The organism is Citrobacter freundii complex sp. CFNIH9 (assembly GCF_002903305.1).
Taxonomy (GTDB): Bacteria; Pseudomonadota; Gammaproteobacteria; order Enterobacterales; family Enterobacteriaceae; genus Citrobacter; species Citrobacter portucalensis.
Window position 1 is genome coordinate 4,577,880 of sequence record NZ_CP026238.1, and the last position, 19,787, is coordinate 4,597,666.

Below are 19,787 nucleotides of genomic sequence, written 5' to 3' on the forward strand. Positions count from 1 at the left end.
CAGTAGACGAAGTTGCTGAACATTCATTACAGATGCCCAGGATGTTGTGCCCTCACTCTAATTTTCAAAAATAATCACAACAAGATTGAATTTGATTAAATGTGATGAAGTACGCAAATAATTCTCTTACTTGCAGAGTGGATTTACTTCAAATTCATAAACGTCAAAATAAATTCATTTAAAACAATAAAATACAAAAATACATTTCATATAAACCATCTTGTCACGTTGTAATTTGTTCACATTTTCCCATTCAACACCAAAAATCAGCGCATTGCCTTCTTGAGAAAATGATGTCAGTATCAATCAAAACAAATCACAATTTGATTCAACTTGAACAAACATGAAGGTAATTGCGATGAGTAAAGTAAAAAGTATCACGCGTGAATCATGGATTCTGAGCACATTCCCGGAGTGGGGAAGCTGGCTCAATGAAGAGATCGAGCAGGAACAGGTCGCACCTGGCACTTTCGCTATGTGGTGGCTTGGCTGTACAGGAATTTGGCTAAAGTCTGAAGGCGGAACTAACGTCTGCGTCGATTTCTGGTGCGGTACGGGTAAACAGAGTCACGGTAACCCGCTGATGAAAACCGGTCACCAGATGCAACGCATGGCGGGCGTGAAGAAGCTGCAGCCAAACCTGCGCACCACGCCGTTTGTTCTTGATCCGTTTGCCATTCGTCAGATCGATGCGGTGCTGGCCACGCACGATCATAACGATCACATCGACGTAAATGTTGCGGCAGCCGTCATGCAGAACTGTGCCGACGACGTGCCGTTTATTGGACCGCAGACTTGTGTGGATCTGTGGATCGGTTGGGGTGTACCAAAAGAGCGCTGCATCGTGGTAAAACCTGGCGATGTGGTGAAAGTGAAAGATATTGAAATTCATGCGCTTGATGCGTTTGATCGTACGGCATTGATCACGCTTCCTGCCGATCAAAAAGCGGCAGGCGTGCTGCCGGATGGTATGGATGCCCGCGCCGTAAACTATCTGTTCAAAACGCCGGGCGGTACGCTTTATCACAGCGGTGATTCACACTACTCCAACTACTATGCAAAGCATGGCAATGAGCACCAGATCGACGTCGCGCTCGGATCCTACGGCGAGAACCCACGGGGTATTACGGACAAAATGACCAGTTCCGACATGCTGCGTATGGCGGAGGCCCTGAATACAAAAGTGGTGATCCCTTTCCATCACGATATCTGGTCAAACTTCCAGGCCGATCCTCAGGAGATCCGCGTACTGTGGGAGATGAAAAAGGATCGGCTGAAGTATGGCTTTAAGCCTTTTATCTGGCAGGTGGGTGGCAAGTTCACCTGGCCGCTGGACAAAGATAACTTTGAATATCACTATCCGCGCGGCTTTGACGACTGCTTCACGATTGAACCGGATTTACCGTTTAAATCGTTCTTGTGATCCACACAAAATGCCGGGCCATCCCGGCATTTTTTCCCATTTACTTTAGTATTTCCACGCTATTTCAAATATCATCTTTTCAAATCAATTTGTATCGGAATAGCTCATGACTGAAGCACAAAGACATCAAATATTGCTGGATATGCTGGCGCAGTTGGGCTTTGTTACCGTTGAGAACGTGATTGAGCGTCTGGGGATTTCACCCGCCACAGCACGCCGGGATATCAACAAACTCGATGAAAGCGGCAAACTCAAGAAAGTCCGCAATGGCGCAGAAGCTATTACCCAGCAGCGACCGCGCTGGACGCCAATGAATCTGCACCAGGCACAGAACCACGATGAAAAAGTTCGTATTGCCAAGGCGGCATCCCAGCTTGTGAATGCGGGGGAAAGCGTGGTGATCAACTGCGGATCGACCGCCTTTCTGCTGGGTCGCGAAATGTGCGGCAAGCCGGTGCAGATCATCACTAATTATCTGCCGCTGGCAAACTATCTGATCGACCAGGAGCATGACAGCGTGATCATCATGGGAGGGCAATATAACAAAAGCCAATCCATCACGCTTAGCCCGCAAGGCAGTGAAAATAGCCTGTATGCCGGGCACTGGATGTTCACCAGTGGCAAAGGGTTGACCGCAGATGGACTGTATAAAACCGATATGCTCACCGCGATGGCGGAGCAGAAGATGCTTAACGTGGTGGGCAAACTGGTGGTGTTGGTCGATAGCAGTAAGGTCGGTGAACGCGCGGGGATGCTGTTCAGCCGCGCCGATCAAATCGATATGCTGATTACCGGCAAAAATGCGAACCCTGAGATCCTGCAACAGCTCGAAGCTCAGGGCGTGAGCATTATGCGCGTTTAAAGGTGCTGGCGGAAAAACGTCACCGTCGCAGCCAGCGCTTCTGGCGTGATGCGATGTCGTACGCCCGCTTCCCACAGGCAGGTCAGATTGTTGTCCAAACCTGCCTGAATCAGCGCTTGCTGTAAGCGGAAGGTTTCAACAGCGGGTACAACATCATCATCCTGTCCATGCCACAGCAGCAACGGCCTGTCAGCGAGGCGTGGTAACTGATGCGTAACATCCCATTCGGCAAGCGGGGCGATAACGGTATCAAATTCCGCCTGTTGCTCTGGGGTCTGAATCAGTAGAGGGGGAAAAAGCGTCTGCGCAAGCCGGGTAAAATAGCCAGAACCCATCAGGCTGGCTACACATTTAACCTCAGGATGGCGCGCCATTATGCCCAACGCCGTCATTCCTCCCATCGATGCTCCTCCGACGGCAAGCCGCTCATCTGAAAGCCAATTTTCCGCCACCAGCGCCGCACGTAACGTCGCAAACTCCTGCATATTTTGCTGCAAAATATGCCAGAAGCGGTGCATCCGCATCTGGGCATCGCTTTTGAAGCGAGCGCCATGGTCGGGCGCATCTGGCATGACGACGCGGAAACCGGCCTGAGCCAGCGCAACGGCAAAATAGCTGTAAACCAGGCTTGAAGAGGTAAACCCGTGATAGAAGATAATACAAGGGAGTGAACATTCGCGTTTGCCAGCCGGAACGGCGTGCAGGACAGGGATACCCGCCAACTGTCGTGTTTCAATTTCGATCATTTGTCGCCTCTTTCTTTCTGGTATGCCATGCAGCAATACTTAACGCAAGCGAATGTGTTCGGCAATGATTCATAATGTTGAGAACTGGGTTACGCTTTCGCAACATTTTCATTCGAAAATCGCGTGAGAGATAACAATTCGGGAACATTCCCCTAAAGGGAAATTAATAAGGCACTACACTATGGCTATCAGGAAACGAGATAGAGTTATGCGTCGGTTTGCCTCTTTGTTGTTGGTTATGTTTTTAAGCGCCTGTAGCGTGCTACAGGGAACGCCACAACCCGCACCGCCCGTTGCCGACCACCCGCAGGAGATCCGCCGTGACCAGAGTAATGGGTTACAGCGATTAGGGACGGTTAGCGCGCTGGTAAGAGGCTCTCCGGATGATGCGCTGGCAGAGATCCGTGCCAAAGCCGCCGCGGCTAAAGCTGATTACTACGTGGTTTTATTAGTGGATGAAACCATCGTGACAGGCCAATGGTATTCACAGGCTATTTTGTATCGTAAATAACATTGGGTTGAAATTTAGTCAGCTTTACATTGCTTTGCGCCCCTATGCGTTTACCTGTGCACAATAAACCAACAGCAGGAAGCTTGAGGTTTATTATCGCGATGGAATGCCCTGCCGTGTGTAGGGGTACGAATAATGGAGCTGACGATGAAACAATCACTTGCCTTATCCTCACTGCTGCTTTCTGCCGGACTGGTAGATACTACGGCGCAGTCTGCCGAGTTCGCCAGTGCTGACTGTGTTACGGGCCTGAATGAAATTGGCCAGATATCTGTCAGTAACATTGCAGGAAATCCGCAGGATGTAGAACGTATAGTCGCGTTAAAAGCGGATGAACAAGGTGCCTCATGGTATCGGATCATTCAAATGTACGAAGATCAGCAGCCCGACAACTGGCGCGTACAGGCCATACTCTATGCTTAACACATTGCCGGATGGCGTAAACTTATCTGAGCTACAGTGAACTGTAGACATGATAAGACGCGAAAGCGTCGCCATCAGGCATATTATTACCGTAATCCCCCCGTTGCCCGCAGAAGCAAATCGTTCAGCACCTGCTCAGACAATCGTAGTCCCCCCCGCGTATCAAGCATCATTTGGCACCAGGCCTGCGCCACAGGTGGAGAGGCATAGCGCAACATCTGCGCCCCGCAACCGAGCAGGAAAAGCTGCTGCGTAATCTCCCGCCCCAATGCCTCGCTGGGTTTACGTAAACGCTGCTGGAGCTGACGTACCATTCGATCGTAATGTCGATCTTGCCCTTTGAGTTCCGCAAAGGCTTCGCTGAGCATCTCGTATATGCCGGGTTGTTTGGTCAGTACCCGCAATACATCAAGGCACATAATGTTGCCAGAGCCTTCCCAGATGCTGTTTACCGGCATTTCACGATACAAACGCGGCAGCTCGCTCTCCTCGCAATAGCCAATCCCACCCAGCACTTCCATCGCTTCTGCCACAAATGGCATACCGCTTTTGCAAACGGAGAATTTCGCCGCTGGTGTGAACAATCTGGCCCACAGCGCTTCTTTAGCATCAGCACGGCGGTCCCAGGCCCGCGCCAGTCGAAACAGTAACGCCGTTTGACCTTCCAGTTGGAGCGCCATCCGACCTAACACTTGACGCATCATCGGCTGTTCAATCAATGGCTTGCCAAAGACCTGCCGCTGGTGCGCATGGTAAATCGCGACGGAAAAAGCACGCCGCATCATAACGTGACTACCGAGCGCACAGTCAAAACGCGTCATCCCCCCCATTTTCAGGATATGGCGTATACCTTCCCCTTCGTCACCCAATAGCCAGCCAATCGCATCGTGGAATTCAACCTCGCAGCTGGCGTTGGAGCGGTTGCCTAACTTATCTTTCAATCTCTCAAGACGGATAGCATTACGCTGCCCGTCAGGTAAAAATCGCGGCACAAAAAAGCAGGATAATCCCCCCTTAGCCTGGGCCAGCACTAAATGGGCATCGCTTTGCGGCACGGAGAAAAACCACTTATGTCCCACCAGCCGATACGAGCCGTCAGCAAGACGTTCTGCCTGAGTGGTATTGCTCAGCACATCTGAACCACCCTGCTTCTCGGTCATGCCCATACCGATAAGCAGCCCACGCTTTTGCCCACCTGGCAGTAAATGCGAGTCATAACGGTCGCTTAGCAGCGGCGTTATCCAGTCATGAAAGGGGGCGGGTAACATTTGAAGTAACAGCGGCGTGGCGGCAAAAGTCATGGTCACCGGACACAACGTACCTGCTTCAACCTGCGCATGCAGCATGAAACGCGCCGCCCGGGCAACAAATGTTCCCTGCCTCGCATCTTCTTCCCAGGCCAGATTATGTACGCGGTTGGCGCACAATCCCTGCATCAGCAAATGCCAGGCAGGATGAAAACGCACATCATCCAGCCGCTGCCCCTGCGGGTCGTAGCGCAACAGTTCAGGCGGGAATGCATTGGCCAGACGGCCCAGTTCGAGCGACTCGGCAGTCCCTAGCTGCTGACCAATACTGGCGAGAAGATCGCTGTCCCAACCAGCGCCTTCGCGGATAACCGCTTCGCACAGCGCGCCATCGGACAAATATAAGTTACTGTTATTGAGCGGTACAGGTTGGTTAAAAACGGTATGCGTTTGCCAGTGCATTGTGTCTCCCTCCGTCAATGGCCGTCGCTTTAAGTATGGTCAGCCAGACAAGAGAGTGCCTGGGATTCAGGTCACAAAAAAGCCATCCCGAGGGATGGCTTAAGAGACATAGAGAATGAATTAGCCGCGCTGGCGGACGGCTTCAAACAGGCAGATGCCCGTCGCAACTGAAACGTTCAATGACGAAACGCTCCCTGCCATCGGGATGCTGATCAGTTCGTCACAGTGTTCGCGGGTCAGACGGCGCATACCTTCACCCTCTGCGCCCATCACCAGCGCCAGACGACCGGTCATTTTGCTCTGATAGAGAGTATGGTCGGCTTCACCTGCGGTTCCGACGATCCAGATATTCTCTTCCTGCAGCATACGCATGGTGCGCGCCAGGTTGGTCACGCGGATCAGCGGTACGCTTTCTGCCGCACCACAGGCCACTTTTTTCGCCGTCGCATTCAACTGTGCGGAACGATCCTTCGGTACGATTACAGCATGTACGCCAGCGGCATCGGCGCTACGCAGGCATGCGCCCAGGTTATGCGGATCGGTGACGCCATCGAGGATCAAAAAAAACGGCTGATCGAGCGTAGCAATCAGATCCGGCAGATCGTTTTCCTGATACTGACGGCCAGGCTTCACGCGAGCAATAATCCCCTGATGTACCGCACCCTCGCTTTTCTCATCCAGAAACTGACGGTTAGCCAGTTGAATGACAACACCCTGTGCTTCCAGTGCGTGGATCAGCGGCAGCAGGCGTTTATCTTCACGACCTTTGAGAATAAAGACGTCCTGGAAGCGCTCAGGCGCACGTTCCAGCAGGGCCTGCACCGCATGGATGCCGTAAATCATTTCACTCATGAATGTACTCGTTAATAGTTTATGCGTAACGCCGGGCAACGCGAAGGTTGCCCGACTTACAGTCTATGGCTGTTATTGTGCGACTTTCTTTTTCGCCGCACGTTTAGCTTTAGTGGCGGCAGCAATTTTAAGCGTTTTTGCCGAAGGCTTTTTCGCTTTTTTATCACCTTTCTTCTCAGCCGCATTCTTATCCGCCTGAGGTTTGGCTCTGCCTTTCTTCTCGCCGCGGAAAGCGCTGTCCGGCTCGAAATTCACCTTTTTGCCCATCTGACGACGTTTACCGGTATTTTTACCCGCATCGCCTTTTTTGGCTTTTTCGCGCGCGGTTTTACCTTCATTACGCGGCGCACGTTCACTGGAGATCAAGCTGAAGTCGATCTTACGCTCGTCCATGTTGACTGCTTCCACGCGAACTTCCACGCGATCGCCCAGGCGATACATCTGGCCGCTGGATTCCCCCGTCAGGCGCTGCCCAACCTGGTCGAAACGATAGTAGTCGTTATCCAGAGAGGAGACATGCACCAGACCATCGATAAACAGTTCATCGAGACGGACAAAGAAACCAAATCCGGTCACGCTGGCAATCACGCCTTTGAAGACATTACCCACCTGGTCCAGCATGAAGTCGCACTTCAGCCAGTCAGAGACATCGCGCGTAGCTTCATCAGCACGGCGCTCGGCCATCGAACAGTGCTGACCCAGTTGCAGCATCTCTTCCATCGAATAATGGTAGCCACCGGTTTCCGTGGTGTTGCCCTTATGGCCCTGCTCCTGCGCCAGCAGATACTTAATCGCCCGGTGCAAGGAGAGATCCGGGTAACGACGGATCGGTGAAGTAAAGTGTGCATAAGATTGCAGCGCCAGGCCAAAGTGACCACGGTTTTCCGGATCGTAAATCGCCTGCTTCATCGAACGCAGCAGCATGGTTTGCAGCATTTCTGCGTCAGGACGGTCAGCAATCGACTCCAGCAGTTCAGCGTAATCACGCGGCTCAGGTTTGTTGCCACCTGGCAGCTCCAGCCCCAGCTCTGACAGGACGGAACGGAACGAGTTAATCGCTTCGGTCGTCGGCTTATCGTGAATACGGAACAGCGCTGGCTCTTTGGCTTTCTCAACGAATCGTGCCGCGGAGATGTTCGCCATGATCATGCACTCTTCAATCAGCTTGTGCGCGTCGTTACGCTGCGTCTGCTCGATACGCTCAATACGGCGTTCAGCATTGAAGATAAACTTCGCCTCTTCACTTTCAAACGAGATACCGCCACGCTCTTCACGGGCTTTATCCAGCACTTTGTAGAGGTTATGCAACTCTTCAATGTGTTTAACCAGCGGTGCGTACTGCTCACGCAGCTCCTGGTCGCCTTGCAGCATATGCCAGACCTTGGTGTAGGTCAGACGCGCATGGGAGCTCATGACCGCTTCGTAGAATTTAAAGCCAGTTAAGCGGCCTTTCGACGAAATGGTCATTTCACAGACCATACACAACCGGTCCACCTGCGGGTTGAGTGAACACAATCCGTTAGACAGCACTTCCGGCAGCATCGGAACTACCTGCGACGGGAAGTAAACGGATGTGCCACGGCTACGCGCTTCCTGGTCCAGCGGAGTCGGCGGGCGAACGTAATAGCTTACGTCAGCAATCGCCACCCATAAACGCCAACCACCGCCGCGTTTCTTCTCGCAATAAACCGCATCGTCGAAGTCGCGCGCATCTTCGCCATCGATAGTCACCAGCGGCAGGGAGCGCAGATCGACACGTCCTACTTTCGCCTCTTCCGGCACTTCTTCTTTCAGCCCGGCGACCTGTTTCTCAACCGCCTGAGGCCAGATATATGGGATTTCATGAGTACGCAGGGCCATATCCACGGCCATGCTGGTTCCCATGTTATCGCCCAGCACTTCAACAATTTTGCCCACCGCTTTGGTGCGGCGAGTCGGACGCTGGGTCAGTTCAACGACGACCACAAAGCCCATACGAGCGCCCATTACCTCTTCCGGCGGGATCAGAATATCGAAGCTCAGGCGGCTGTCGTCTGGGACGACAAACCCAACACCAGCGTCGGTGAAGTAGCGACCGACAATCTGGCTGGTTTTCGGCACCAGTACGCGCACAATACGCGCTTCGCGGCGACCTTTACGGTCCGCGCCCAACGGCTGCGCCAGCACCTGATCGCCATGAATGCAGGTTTTCATCTGCTCGCTGGACAGATACAGGTCATCTTTGCGGCCTTCAACGCGCAGAAAGCCGTAGCCATCACGGTGGCCAATAACGGTACCTTTCAGCAGGTCGAGACGCTCCGGCAGCGCATAGCACTGACGACGGGTGAAGACCAGTTGTCCGTCACGCTCCATCGCGCGCAGGCGACGACGCAGCGCTTCTTGCTGCTCTTCACCTTCAATATTGAGTTCAGCGGCCAGCTCATCGCGGTTGGCCGGCTTTTCACGTTTAGTTAAATGTTCGAGGATAAATTCCCGGCTCGGGATAGGATTCGCGTATTTTTCTGCTTCGCGTTCCTGGAAAGGATCTTGTGACATGTCGGTTCCTCCGTCATCATCGCTGCTGGCGGGAGTCGTTACTCCACCAGCAATAATTTATAAAGCGGTTGATTCTTTTCAACCAAATCAGCAAGTGTGTAGTTGTCCAGTTCCGTGAGAAAACTTTGCACTGCTTTAGAAAGCGCCTGTTTGAGTCGACAGGCCGGGGTAATGTGGCAAAACTCGCTGCTACAGTTGACCAACGATAAGGGTTCCAGCTCGCGAACCACATCACCAATACCAATATCCTTAGCGGGTTTACCCAGGCGGATACCGCCATTTTTTCCTCGAATAGCAGTAACAAAGCCCGCCCGGCTAAGTTGATTGATTATTTTGACCATATGATTACGGGACACGCCGTAGACTTCTGTCACCTCAGAAATACTGGTCATACGTCCTTCGGGAAGTGACGCCATGTAGATTAGCGCACGTAATCCGTAATCGGTGAAACTTGTTAACTGCACATCAACCTCAGGAAAAGGGATAAAACGGATAAACCTGGTAGTATTAATTACATTGATGATAAACCAGCCACCAGCCAGGTCGCTAATTTATTTCAGTTCGGGAAGGAAAAAAGCGAGGAACTTACGTGATTTTAAGCCGGATTCTGATGCAAAGCACCTTATCCGGCCTAAATTAGTGCAAGCGCAGCGCCGTTTGACGCTACGCTATAACCAGAATTATGCGTCGAACGGGTCGCGCAGGATCATGGTTTCAGTACGGTCTGGGCCAGTTGAGATAATATCAATCGGCACACCGGTCAGTTCTTCAATACGCTTGATGTAGTTCAGCGCTGCCTGCGGCAGACCGCTACGTTCCTTCACGCCGAAGGTGGATTCAGACCAACCCGGCATGGTTTCGTAAATCGGCTCGATACCTTTCCAGTCGTCAGCTGCCAGCGGAGTAGTCGTTACTTCGCGGCCATCCGGCATACGGTAAGCAACACAGATTTTCACCTCTTTCAAACCGTCCAGTACGTCCAGTTTGGTCAGGCAGAAGCCAGACAGGGAGTTAATCTGTACTGCACGGCGTACAGCAACGGAATCCAGCCAACCGGTACGACGACGACGACCGGTGGTCGCGCCATACTCGTTACCTTGTTTGCACAGGAACTCGCCAACGTCATCAAACAGCTCTGTCGGGAACGGACCCGCACCTACACGAGTAGAGTAAGCTTTGATGATACCCAGAACGTAGTCCACATAACGTGGGCCCAGGCCGGAGCCGGTTGCCACGCCACCTGCGGTGGTGTTGGAGGACGTTACGTACGGATAGGTACCGTGGTCGATATCCAGCAGCGTACCCTGCGCACCTTCAAACATGACGAAATCGCCACGCTTACGCGCCTGGTCCAGCAGATCGGAAACATCAACAACCATTGAGGTCAGGATGTCGGCGATAGCCATCACATCATCCAGCACTTTCTGGTAGTCAACTGCTTCAACTTTATAGAAATTCACCAGCTGGAAGTTGTGATACTCCATCACTTCTTTCAGTTTTTCAGCGAAAGTTGCTTTATCAAACAGATCGCCAACACGCAGACCGCGACGAGCTACTTTGTCTTCATAAGCCGGACCGATACCACGACCGGTAGTACCGATCGCTTTCTCGCCACGCGCTTTCTCACGAGCGTTATCCAACGCAACGTGATAATCAAGGATCAGCGGACAAGCTTCAGACAGCAGCAGGCGCTCGCGAACCGGGATACCACGATCTTCCAGTCCTTTCATTTCTTTCATCAGCGCGGACGGAGACAGAACAACACCGTTACCGATGATGCTGATTACGTTTTCGCGAAGAATGCCTGATGGAATAAGATGGAGGACGGTTTTTTCACCGTTGATTACGAGAGTATGGCCTGCGTTGTGACCACCCTGGTAGCGCACAACATATTTAGCCCGTTCAGTCAGAAGATCGACGATCTTCCCTTTACCTTCGTCACCCCATTGGGTGCCCAGTACGACGACGTTGTTACCCATTTTTCAAAATCACCGTTTGCTTAAAAATGGATTCTACCACCGCTTTTTCAGATATACAGCACTTTTTGCATGCGAAAACCCGCAAATTAGTCTACTTATTGTTCAGCCAATCGTTTTCCTCAACATGTAGTAGACCACAACGCCCGCAACCACAAGACCTCCACCAAAACGACGCAAAATATTTTCGGGAAGTTGCGCCATTGCAGAGATCATTTTCTTCCATGCGCTGGGATAAAGCATCGGACCCAGCCCTTCCAGCACCAAAACCAGCGCGAGCGCCAGCAAAATTGTTGAATTCATCCATCGCCCTTATATAAAAAGAAAACCACCGCATCCCTGGAGATGCCGGTGGTTTTGCTGCTTTAAAACCGCTGGAACGCGATTAGCGTGTCGCGGTATTTGGTGTCTTCATGTAGCGGAAGAAATCGCTGTCTGGGCTCATGACCATTACGTCCTGATTCCCTTCAAAGCTCTTCTCGTAAGCACGCAGGCTACGGATGAAGGCGTAGAAGTCCGGATCCTGACTGAACGCATCGGCAAACAGCTTAGCGGCTTCTGCATCGCCTTCACCGCGCATAATACGGCCCTGACGCTCAGATTCTGCCAGCGTTTTAGTGACTTCATAGTCAGCCGTTGCACGCAGTTTTTCCGCCTCTTCCTGGCCTTGTGAACGATGGCGACGCGCTACCGCTTCACGCTCAGCGCGCATACGGTTGTAGATAGCCTCGGACACTTCAGCAGGCAGGTTGATTTGCTTAATACGCACGTCAACAACTTCGATGCCCAATGCCGCCATACTGTTCGGGTTGATGACCGGTACTTTACCGTTCGTTTCAGCCTGAACACGTTCAGCCGCTTCGGCAATCGCGCTATCTGCTGCCGGAGTCGCCACTTCGTCTTCCGTGCCAGCAGAACCGGAGTTCAGCGCGTCACGAACTTCCAGGGTCAGACGACCACGGGAATCGGTAACGATGTCCTTCACGTCCAGACGACCAATTTCAGAACGCAGACGGTCAGAGAACTTACGTTTCAGCAGGACTTCCGCCTGAGAAACATCGCCACCGCCCGTTGCCAGGTAGTAACGGCTAAAGTCACTGATGCGCCACTTGATGTAGGAGTCAACGATCAGGTCTTTCTTCTCTTTGGTAACAAAGCGATCGGCCTGGTTGTCCATGGTCTGAATACGCGCATCCAGCATCTTCACAGATTCAATAAACGGAATCTTGAAGTGCAGGCCAGGTGCTACGACCAGCGGCTTGTTTTCATCGTCACGCAGAACTTTACCAAAGCGCAGAGTAATACCGCGCTCGCCTTCTTTGACCACAAAGACAGACATGAACAGAACTACCAGAACGATGATGATAATCGCAATAACTGACTTACGCATCGTTATTCCCCCTGACGCTGGTAGTCGTTACGCTGCGCATTCGCGCGGCGTTGGTCCATAATATCGCCCTGACTGGTGGACGATGTGTTGCTTGCTCCAGTGCTGGAAGTCGTTGCTGGCGGCAGACGCAGCAGGTTTGAACTGCTGTCAGTCTTTGCTGCTGGCGCACTACCACCTTTCAGCATTTGATCCAGCGGCAGAACCATCAAATTGCTGCCTTTATCGTTAACCAGGACTTTGCGGGTATTGCTCAACACTTTTTCCATGGTTTCGATATACAGACGCTCGCGGGTAATTTGCGGTGCGGCTTTATATTCCGGCAGAATTTTTGCGAAGCGAGCCACTTCACCCTGTGCTTCCAGGATTGTCTGAGTCTTATACGCACGCGCTTCTTCCAGAATACGCTGCGCCTGACCGTTTGCACGCGGCTGAACTTCGTTGGTGTACGCTTCCGCTTCACGGATGTACTGCTGTTCGTTTTCACGTGCTGCGATAGCATCGTCAAACGCGGCTTTTACTTCTTCCGGCGGACGTGCAGCCTGGAAGTTGACGTCCAACAGGGTGATACCCATGTTGTACGGACGGATCGTTTCTTCCAGTTCACGTTGGGTATCGCTACGAATAACGGTACGCCCTTCGGTCAGGATACGGTCCATGGTGTATTTACCGATAACCCCACGCAGAGCACTGTCGGTAGCCTGACGCAGACTGTCATCCGCGCTGGTTACGCTAAACAGGTAACGCTGCGGATCGGTCACGCGGTACTGTACGTTCATTTCGACGCGCACGACGTTTTCGTCAGAGGTCAGCATGACGCCGGATGCGGCAAGTTCACGCACGGCTTCAACGTTGACCGGTGTCACTTCGTCGACAAAGGTCGGTTTCCAGTTCAGACCCGGTTCAACCAAATGGCTGAATTTACCGAAGCGTGTCACCACGCCGCGTTCCGCTTCTTTAATGGTATAGAAACCGCTGGCCGCCCAGATAATGACGATAGCGGCCGCTGCGATAGTAAAGACTCGACCGCCCAGTTGCGGACGCGGGCCTTGCGATGAACTACCGCCGCCAGAGCCAGTACCTTTACCGCCACCCAGACCACCGAGCTTTTTACTCAGTTTGCGGAAGATATCGTCCAGATCGGGAGGTCCCTGCTCGCGACCACCTTTGTTTCCATTTCCCTCAGGGTTGCCGCCAGGTTTGCTGCTTCCCCAGGGGTCGCGGTCTTGTCCGTTATTACCGGGCTGATTCCACGCCATTTTTGTGCTCCATATTTGTTATGCGATGCTATACCTGCGTCTTTTGCGCTGCCGTTGCGTTGGCTGCGTCCCTCAACGCCAGTCACATAGTTGACTATGCTCCTGGAGATTTCAGGACTTGCCGCCTTCCTGCCGCACAAAATCCACAAGGTATAGAGGCGAAAAAATCTTCAGGCCATATCCGTCAGATCAGACAACATAGTCTTCCAGTGCCGGTTCTTGTTTACAGAGGCGACGCCAGTCTACGATCGGCATACGAACCTGCAGACCAACGCTGCCGTCCTCCTCCATCCACTCTTTTTCTATTGCCTGAAGTTGATAAAACCGGCTTCTCAAACGCCCTTCCTGCGGCGGCAAACGCAACGTATGCTGCGCCACCTCACCGGAAAGTCGCTCAGTCAAAGCCTGAAAAAGTTGTGGTATACCAATCCCCGTTTGCGCTGATACCCAAACGCGAATGGGTTTATTCTCTTCATCTCTGTCGATACGCGGCTCAAAGTCATCCAACATATCGATTTTATTCATCACCAGCAGGGTCGGGATCTCATGCGCATCGATCTCTTCGAGCACCGTATCGACGGCCTCAATGTTTTCCTGCACACGAAAATCTGCTGCATCAATAACGTGCAGCAGCAATGTCGCCTGACGTGTTTCCTGCAAGGTGGCCTTAAACGCCGCCACCAGGTCGTGCGGCAAATGACGGATAAACCCAACGGTATCCGCCAGCACGGTCTCACCCACGTCCGCCACGTCTATTCTGCGTAGCGTCGGGTCCAGAGTCGCAAACAGCTGATCCGCTGCGTAGACCTGGGCTTCGGTGATCTGGTTGAACAGGGTGGATTTTCCGGCGTTGGTATATCCCACCAGTGATACGGTTGGGACATCCGCTTTCTTGCGCGACTGTCGCCCCTGCTCACGTTGCTTTTCAACTTTTTCCAGGCGCGACTGTATCTGCAAAATGCGATTACGCAGCAAACGACGGTCGGTTTCGAGCTGGGTTTCACCCGGACCGCGCAAACCAATCCCGCCCTTTTGCCGTTCAAGGTGAGTCCAGCCACGGACCAGACGCGTAGCCATATGGCGCAGCTGCGCCAGCTCAACCTGCAACTTACCCTCATGGGTTCGCGCACGCTGGGCAAAAATATCTAAAATGAGACCAGTCCTGTCGATAACAAGACACTGGCACAACTGTTCCAGGTTACGTTCCTGGGCAGGGCTTAGAGCATGATCAAAAATCACCACCGCAGCGCCAGTCGCTTTTACGGCTTCGGCAATTTCGATTGCCTTACCTTCACCAACAAAATACTTCGGGTGCGGTGCTTTACGGCTCCCGGTAATCACCTGCATTGCTTCGACACCGGCGGAAGAAACCAGAGATTCAAACTCCTGGAGGTCTTCCATATCTTTGTCTTGCGAAAAATAGATGTGTACCAGTACCGCCTGCTCACCGGCATCATAACGGTCAAACAAGCGTCAACCCCTTAATATAAATCAACGGGGAACACAGGATCGCTGGCTCCCCGTATGTAAAACAGCTAATAACCTTATTCGGTTTCTTCGCTGTCCTGTTGCGCAGATGAACCTTGCGCGTTGCTACCGTGATGGTAGTTGCTGCCTGTGCCGCCGGTGGCATTATTGCTGTGATGAGAAACCGGACGAGACGGGACAACAGTAGAAATCGCGTGCTTATAAACCATCTGGCTGACCGTGTTTTTCAACAGGATCACGAACTGATCAAAAGACTCGATTTGACCTTGCAGCTTAATACCATTCACCAAATAAATAGAAACTGGAACACGTTCCCGACGCAGTGCGTTCAGGAACGGATCTTGTAAAGATTGCCCCTTAGCCATTCTCTCTTTTCCTTATATGCTTATTTGTACTTTGAACCTTTCGATTCTGAAAAATTGCGCACGATACGTTTCAATTGTACACATTCAGTTCGCGATAGCACCAACAACCTGTAATACTTCGTTTCGCGCCTGGTCAGGCTTTTCACTGTCAAGCCAGTGCACCCCTTCCCAACCACGCAACCAGGTTACCTGTCGCTTCGCCAACTGCCTCGTGGCGCAAACACCTCTATAAACCATTTCATCGTATGAAATTTCACCTTCAATGTATGACCACATCTGGCGATACCCTACACAACGAATGGAAGGCAAATCCGTATGCAAATCTCCACGGGCAAAAAGCGCCCGGACTTCTGCTTCAAAACCTGAAGCTAACATCTGATGAAAACGCTGCTCAATTCGCTGATGGAGCAGTTCACGGCTCGCCGGGGCGATTGCAAACTGATGCACCTGATACGGCAAAGCATCTCCTGACGTTTGCGTCAGCTCCGTTAAAGTTTTACCCGAAATGAAAAAAACTTCCAGTGCCCGGGAAAGTCTTTGCGGATCATTTGGATGAATACGCGCCGCTGCCACGGGATCGATGTCCTGAAGCTGTCGGTGTAACGCGTCCCAACCCTGCTCTGCCGCCTGCTGCTCAATTCTGGCCCTGACTTCCGGGTCCGCCGACGGTAACGGCGACAGTCCTTCAAGCAAGGCTTTGAAATATAACATTGTGCCGCCCACCAGCAACGGGATACGGCCCGCGGCGGTGATGTCGGCCATCTCGGCTAACGCATCGCGACGAAAATCCGCAGCGGAGTACGCCTGCGATGGATCGCGGATATCCAGCAATCGGTGCGGTGCGGCCTGTAATTCATTTGCATCAGGCTTGGCTGTACCGATATCCATCCCCTTGTAAATAAGGGCGGAATCAACGCTTATCAACTCTATGGGCAAAACTTTACGCAATTCAATTGCTAATGCCGTTTTACCGGAGGCCGTTGGCCCCATCAAAAAAATCGCCTTTGGCAGGCTCGCCTTACGGGTATCACTCATGTTTCAGGGCATTCATTACCGAATGTAAATCAACAGGTTGTAACAGACCACCCGGCGGTGCCTTCACGAGTTGTGGGCAGAGCCGCTCAACATCCGCTAATAGCGTAATCGCCTGTGCCATGCTCCACTGTGGATGCTCGCTCATCAGGTTACGTGCGATCCACTGTGCAATATTGCCCGGCTCGAATACGGATTGCTGCGCCAGGTAGCCTATCAGTTCAGGAATCAAGATTTGTAAATTTTGTTGGCGTAAGGGTAAAGGCACCGCCCGGATGGTCACATGCTGCGCATCCAGCTGAAATTCAATGCCCAACTCAGCCAGTTGGCTCTGTCCTTTTTGCAGTGCCGCTTTTTCATCAGCGGTCACTTTTAGACGTAAAGGGATCAGTAACGGTTGAGCACAAACCGCTCCCTGACCCGGCGTTAACTGCGCCTGACGCAGCCAACGCTCAGCCACCGGTAATGCCAACAACCGAATATGCCCATCGCACTCGAGTAACGCGCAGTCTGCACCAACTATCGTTAGCACCCGGCCAAAGCCCTGACTGCTGCCAGTCAGAGGCGTCGATGGCGTTTCAGAGACCGGCGTTTTACGCGTTGGAGCCGGCGTCTGCATCAGTTGCTGATAAATTTCGCCCTGCTGCTTTTGGTATCCGGGTTGAGCATGAGGCCAACTGGCTCCCGCCTGACGGCCACCGCCACCACTATTGCCACTTCCAGTGCCAGCGGATGCTGAGTACCGCGGTGTCGCAGGTTCACGCGCGGGAGCCGGCTCGGCAAAATGGTTGCGTCCAGCAGCAACACGGTTTTCCGGGATGTGCCTTGGAGCGGGTTCGTCGTCATCAGCCAACGGCAGCGGCGTTTCAAGCTGCTGTTGCAGGACGCTCAACACGCCCTGGTAAATAAAATCGTGCACCAGGCGGGATTGATGGAAACGGACCTCATGTTTAGCTGGGTGTACGTTGACATCCACTTGATGCGGATCGATTTCCAGATACAACACAAAAGCGGGCTGTTGATCGGCTCCCAGCTTATCTTCACAGGCCTGGCGGATAGCATGGTTGATCAGCCGGTCGCGCATCATCCGACCATTCACGTAGCAGTACTGGATTTCTGCCAGTGCTGCCGTTGTGTGGTTAGGATCGGCCACCCAGCCGCGCAATGTTAAATCGCCATGCTGCCATTCGATCGCCAGCGCATGTTCCAGAAACGGCGTGCCGCAAATCGCGCCCAGTCGGCGCTCTTTCTGCCCATCCGCGGCCACTGCCCGGTACTGTCGCACCACTTTGCCGTTGTGCGACAAATTTATCGTCACATCAAAACGTGCCAGCGCAATGCGGCGAATAATCTCGTCGATATGATTAAATTCGGTTTTCTCGGTGCGCATAAATTTGCGCCGCGCCGGGGTGTTGTAGAACAGATCTAGCACCTCCAGCGTGGTTCCCACCGGATGCGCAGCGGGTTTAACTGTGACATCCATGTCACGCCCTTCGGCATACGCCTGCCAGGCTTCGGGTTGTTCTTGCGTACGCGACGTCAGGGTTAAGCGAGACACGGAGCTGATACTGGCCAGCGCTTCGCCGCGAAATCCGAGGCTTACGATGGCTTCAAGATCGTCAAGCGAGGCTATTTTACTGGTGGCATGACGCGCCAACGCCAACGCCAGCTCGTCTTTTTTAATCCCGCAGCCGTTGTCACGAATACGGATAAGCTTCGCGCCGCCGCGTTCAATATCGATATCAATACGCGTCGCACCGGCATCGATGCTGTTTTCCACCAGCTCTTTCACCACTGACGCAGGCCGTTCTACCACCTCGCCTGCGGCAATCTGGTTCGCCAGCTGTGGCGGTAGAACCTGAATCGGCATGGCTAATCCTTAATTTGTTAACGTGTTACCCGGCGATATGGCGCTGGCGGTTTGCGCCGGTGCGCCCTGCGGCCCGGTTTGCATCGGGTGCGCCTGGAAATAGTTACGCAATCCTTTGTAAATCGCCTCAGCCAGTTGCTGCTGGTAATCATCGCTCGCCAACAGGCGTTCTTCGCTGTTGTTACTGATAAAGCCGGTTTCAACCAGCACTGACGGGATATCAGGCGAACGCAGTACGCCAAGACTGGCGTGTTCTGGACGACGCTTATGCATCGAACCAATACGTTCTAACTGGCCGATCATGCTGGTCGCCACATCATACCCGACGCGCTGCGAATGGCCGAACTGCAGATCCAGTACGGCCTGGCTGAGGTAAGGATCGGACTGGCTGTTTGCCAGCACATCGCCCGCGCCGCCCAACAGCTCCGATTGCTTCTCGTGCTGTTCCAACCAGCCGGCCATCTCACTGTTCGCCCGACGGTTTGACAGCACCCAAACGGAAGCACCTGTGGCATCACGATTTGGCGCGGCATCCGCGTGAATAGAAACCAGGAAATTGGCGTTTTGTTTACGCGCGACGTCTGAACGCCCCATCACCGAGATAAAGTAATCACCATCACGGGTGAGTACGCCTTTAAACATCGGATCATCATTGAGCAAACTGCGCAGCTTGCGCGCCACGGCAATCGTGACGTTTTTCTCACGCGTGCCGCCAGGACCAATAGCGCCAGGATCCTGTCCACCGTGTCCGGCATCAATGGCAATCACCACTTTATCGCCGTTGCTGGAACTGGCGCGCGCCGCAGGGCGCGTGGAGGTATTGCTGTTAGTCACAGCCGTAGTGCGATCGTTTTCTGCTTTAAACGGATTTCGCGCTGGCTCGACAGGACGTGGGGCAACAATCGGCACTTCAACACGCTTTGCAACCACGGGAGGTGGAGGCGGCGGCGGTGGCGCATCAGCGTTGATGGTAAACACGACGGTATAATTGCCGCCGTTCTGGCGTTTTACTGCTTCGGCTTTACCGTTCTCGGTTAAATCCACCACCAGGCGCAGAGACTGCGCATCTTTTGGCGTGCCGGAACGGATAGATTTCACCAGATTATTGCCGCTAAACAGCAGCGGTAATCCCTGAATCACACCGGTTTGTTTAATATCCAGCGCGACGGTTCGTTTCCCGTCCTGCGAAACGGCATATTCAGGATCGCCAATAAAGCTCAGCGTAATCCGCGCCTGTTGATCGCCATTGGACACCTGAAGATCGGAGAGGCTGGCGGCCCCTGCCTGCGCGCACAGCAGGACCAGGGTTGCCATCAGCCAGTTTCTGATGCGATAAATCATCCCGCCAC

Annotated in this window: 18 protein-coding genes; 4 read left to right on the forward strand and 14 right to left on the reverse strand. The window is 52.9% G+C overall.

Features of this window, described 5'->3' with window-relative positions:
* Positions 1-358 precede the first annotated feature (358 nt).
* Both ulaG and ulaR read left to right on the forward strand, forming a co-directional pair.
* Complete coding sequence (ulaG, locus tag C2U43_RS23140) at positions 359-1,423, forward strand: L-ascorbate 6-phosphate lactonase (RefSeq protein WP_003025649.1); 1,065 nt, start codon at positions 359-361, stop codon at positions 1,421-1,423.
* A gap of 106 nt (positions 1,424-1,529) precedes the next feature.
* Positions 1,530-2,285 (forward strand): HTH-type transcriptional regulator UlaR, encoded by a 756-nt coding sequence (gene ulaR / locus C2U43_RS23145; protein WP_003025646.1) that lies wholly within the window; start codon positions 1,530-1,532, stop codon positions 2,283-2,285.
* Here ulaR and yjfP read toward each other — a convergent pair.
* Positions 2,282-3,031 carry an esterase gene (yjfP, locus tag C2U43_RS23150; protein WP_103285850.1) on the reverse strand — a complete coding sequence of 250 codons (750 nt, stop codon included), beginning with the start codon at positions 3,029-3,031 and terminating at the stop codon, positions 2,282-2,284. The genes ulaR and yjfP overlap by 4 nt on opposite strands.
* 181 nt (positions 3,032-3,212) lie before the next feature.
* Between yjfP and bsmA the strand changes: the two genes are divergently transcribed.
* Together bsmA and yjfN are read left to right on the forward strand one after the other, a co-directional pair.
* On the forward strand, positions 3,213-3,542 hold the full coding sequence (gene bsmA / locus C2U43_RS23155; RefSeq protein WP_057066585.1) for a biofilm peroxide resistance protein BsmA: 330 nt from the start codon (positions 3,213-3,215) through the stop codon (positions 3,540-3,542).
* 147 nt (positions 3,543-3,689) lie between these two features.
* A complete protein-coding gene (gene yjfN / locus C2U43_RS23160; RefSeq protein WP_079939047.1) occupies positions 3,690-3,965 on the forward strand; it encodes a DUF1471 family protease activator YjfN in 276 nt (91 codons plus the stop codon).
* A gap of 86 nt (positions 3,966-4,051) precedes the next feature.
* On the opposite strand, the gene C2U43_RS23165 is transcribed toward yjfN, so the two are convergent.
* The 13 genes from C2U43_RS23165 to amiB all read right to left on the reverse strand — a co-directional run bounded on the left by C2U43_RS23165 (position 4,052) and on the right by amiB (position 19,779).
* Positions 4,052-5,674 carry an isovaleryl-CoA dehydrogenase gene (locus C2U43_RS23165; RefSeq protein ID WP_103285851.1) on the reverse strand — a complete coding sequence of 541 codons (1,623 nt, stop codon included), beginning with the start codon at positions 5,672-5,674 and terminating at the stop codon, positions 4,052-4,054.
* 120 nt (positions 5,675-5,794) lie between these two features.
* The gene (gene rlmB / locus C2U43_RS23170; RefSeq protein ID WP_003830482.1) at positions 5,795-6,526 is read right to left on the reverse strand and encodes a 23S rRNA (guanosine(2251)-2'-O)-methyltransferase RlmB; all 732 of its coding nucleotides are present in this window, start codon (positions 6,524-6,526) and stop codon (positions 5,795-5,797) included.
* A 72-nt stretch (positions 6,527-6,598) separates the two neighbouring features.
* Entirely contained in the window at positions 6,599-9,061 is a 2,463-nt protein-coding gene (rnr, locus tag C2U43_RS23175) for a ribonuclease R (protein ID WP_008786007.1), read from the reverse strand.
* A gap of 38 nt (positions 9,062-9,099) precedes the next feature.
* A complete protein-coding gene (gene nsrR, locus C2U43_RS23180; RefSeq protein ID WP_003830485.1) occupies positions 9,100-9,525 on the reverse strand; it encodes a nitric oxide-sensing transcriptional repressor NsrR in 426 nt (141 codons plus the stop codon).
* 216 nt (positions 9,526-9,741) lie between these two features.
* Positions 9,742-11,040: an adenylosuccinate synthase gene (purA, locus tag C2U43_RS23190; protein ID WP_003025606.1), complete on the reverse strand. Its 1,299-nt coding sequence runs from the start codon at positions 11,038-11,040 to the stop codon at positions 9,742-9,744.
* A gap of 102 nt (positions 11,041-11,142) precedes the next feature.
* Positions 11,143-11,340 carry a DUF2065 domain-containing protein gene (locus C2U43_RS23195; RefSeq protein ID WP_003025602.1) on the reverse strand — a complete coding sequence of 66 codons (198 nt, stop codon included), beginning with the start codon at positions 11,338-11,340 and terminating at the stop codon, positions 11,143-11,145.
* An 82-nt stretch (positions 11,341-11,422) separates the two neighbouring features.
* Complete coding sequence (gene hflC, locus C2U43_RS23200) at positions 11,423-12,427, reverse strand: protease modulator HflC (RefSeq protein WP_003830491.1); 1,005 nt, start codon at positions 12,425-12,427, stop codon at positions 11,423-11,425.
* A 2-nt stretch (positions 12,428-12,429) separates the two neighbouring features.
* Positions 12,430-13,683 carry an FtsH protease activity modulator HflK gene (hflK, locus tag C2U43_RS23205; RefSeq protein ID WP_008786005.1) on the reverse strand — a complete coding sequence of 418 codons (1,254 nt, stop codon included), beginning with the start codon at positions 13,681-13,683 and terminating at the stop codon, positions 12,430-12,432.
* Between the two features lie 189 nt (positions 13,684-13,872).
* Positions 13,873-15,153 carry a ribosome rescue GTPase HflX gene (hflX, locus tag C2U43_RS23210; RefSeq protein WP_003830495.1) on the reverse strand — a complete coding sequence of 427 codons (1,281 nt, stop codon included), beginning with the start codon at positions 15,151-15,153 and terminating at the stop codon, positions 13,873-13,875.
* A gap of 74 nt (positions 15,154-15,227) precedes the next feature.
* Positions 15,228-15,536, reverse strand: coding sequence for an RNA chaperone Hfq (gene hfq, locus C2U43_RS23215; RefSeq protein WP_003025584.1), 309 nt, complete (start codon positions 15,534-15,536; stop codon positions 15,228-15,230).
* Positions 15,537-15,620: 84 nt separating this feature from the next.
* Positions 15,621-16,571 (reverse strand): tRNA (adenosine(37)-N6)-dimethylallyltransferase MiaA, encoded by a 951-nt coding sequence (miaA, locus tag C2U43_RS23220; RefSeq protein ID WP_100271606.1) that lies wholly within the window; start codon positions 16,569-16,571, stop codon positions 15,621-15,623.
* Positions 16,564-18,438, reverse strand: a complete 1,875-nt coding sequence (gene mutL, locus C2U43_RS23225) for a DNA mismatch repair endonuclease MutL (protein WP_048236290.1) — start codon at positions 18,436-18,438, stop codon at positions 16,564-16,566. Before mutL ends, miaA begins: the two co-directional genes overlap by 8 nt.
* A gap of 9 nt (positions 18,439-18,447) precedes the next feature.
* The gene (amiB, locus tag C2U43_RS23230) at positions 18,448-19,779 is read right to left on the reverse strand and encodes an N-acetylmuramoyl-L-alanine amidase AmiB (protein WP_103285852.1); all 1,332 of its coding nucleotides are present in this window, start codon (positions 19,777-19,779) and stop codon (positions 18,448-18,450) included.
* Positions 19,780-19,787 lie beyond the last annotated feature (8 nt).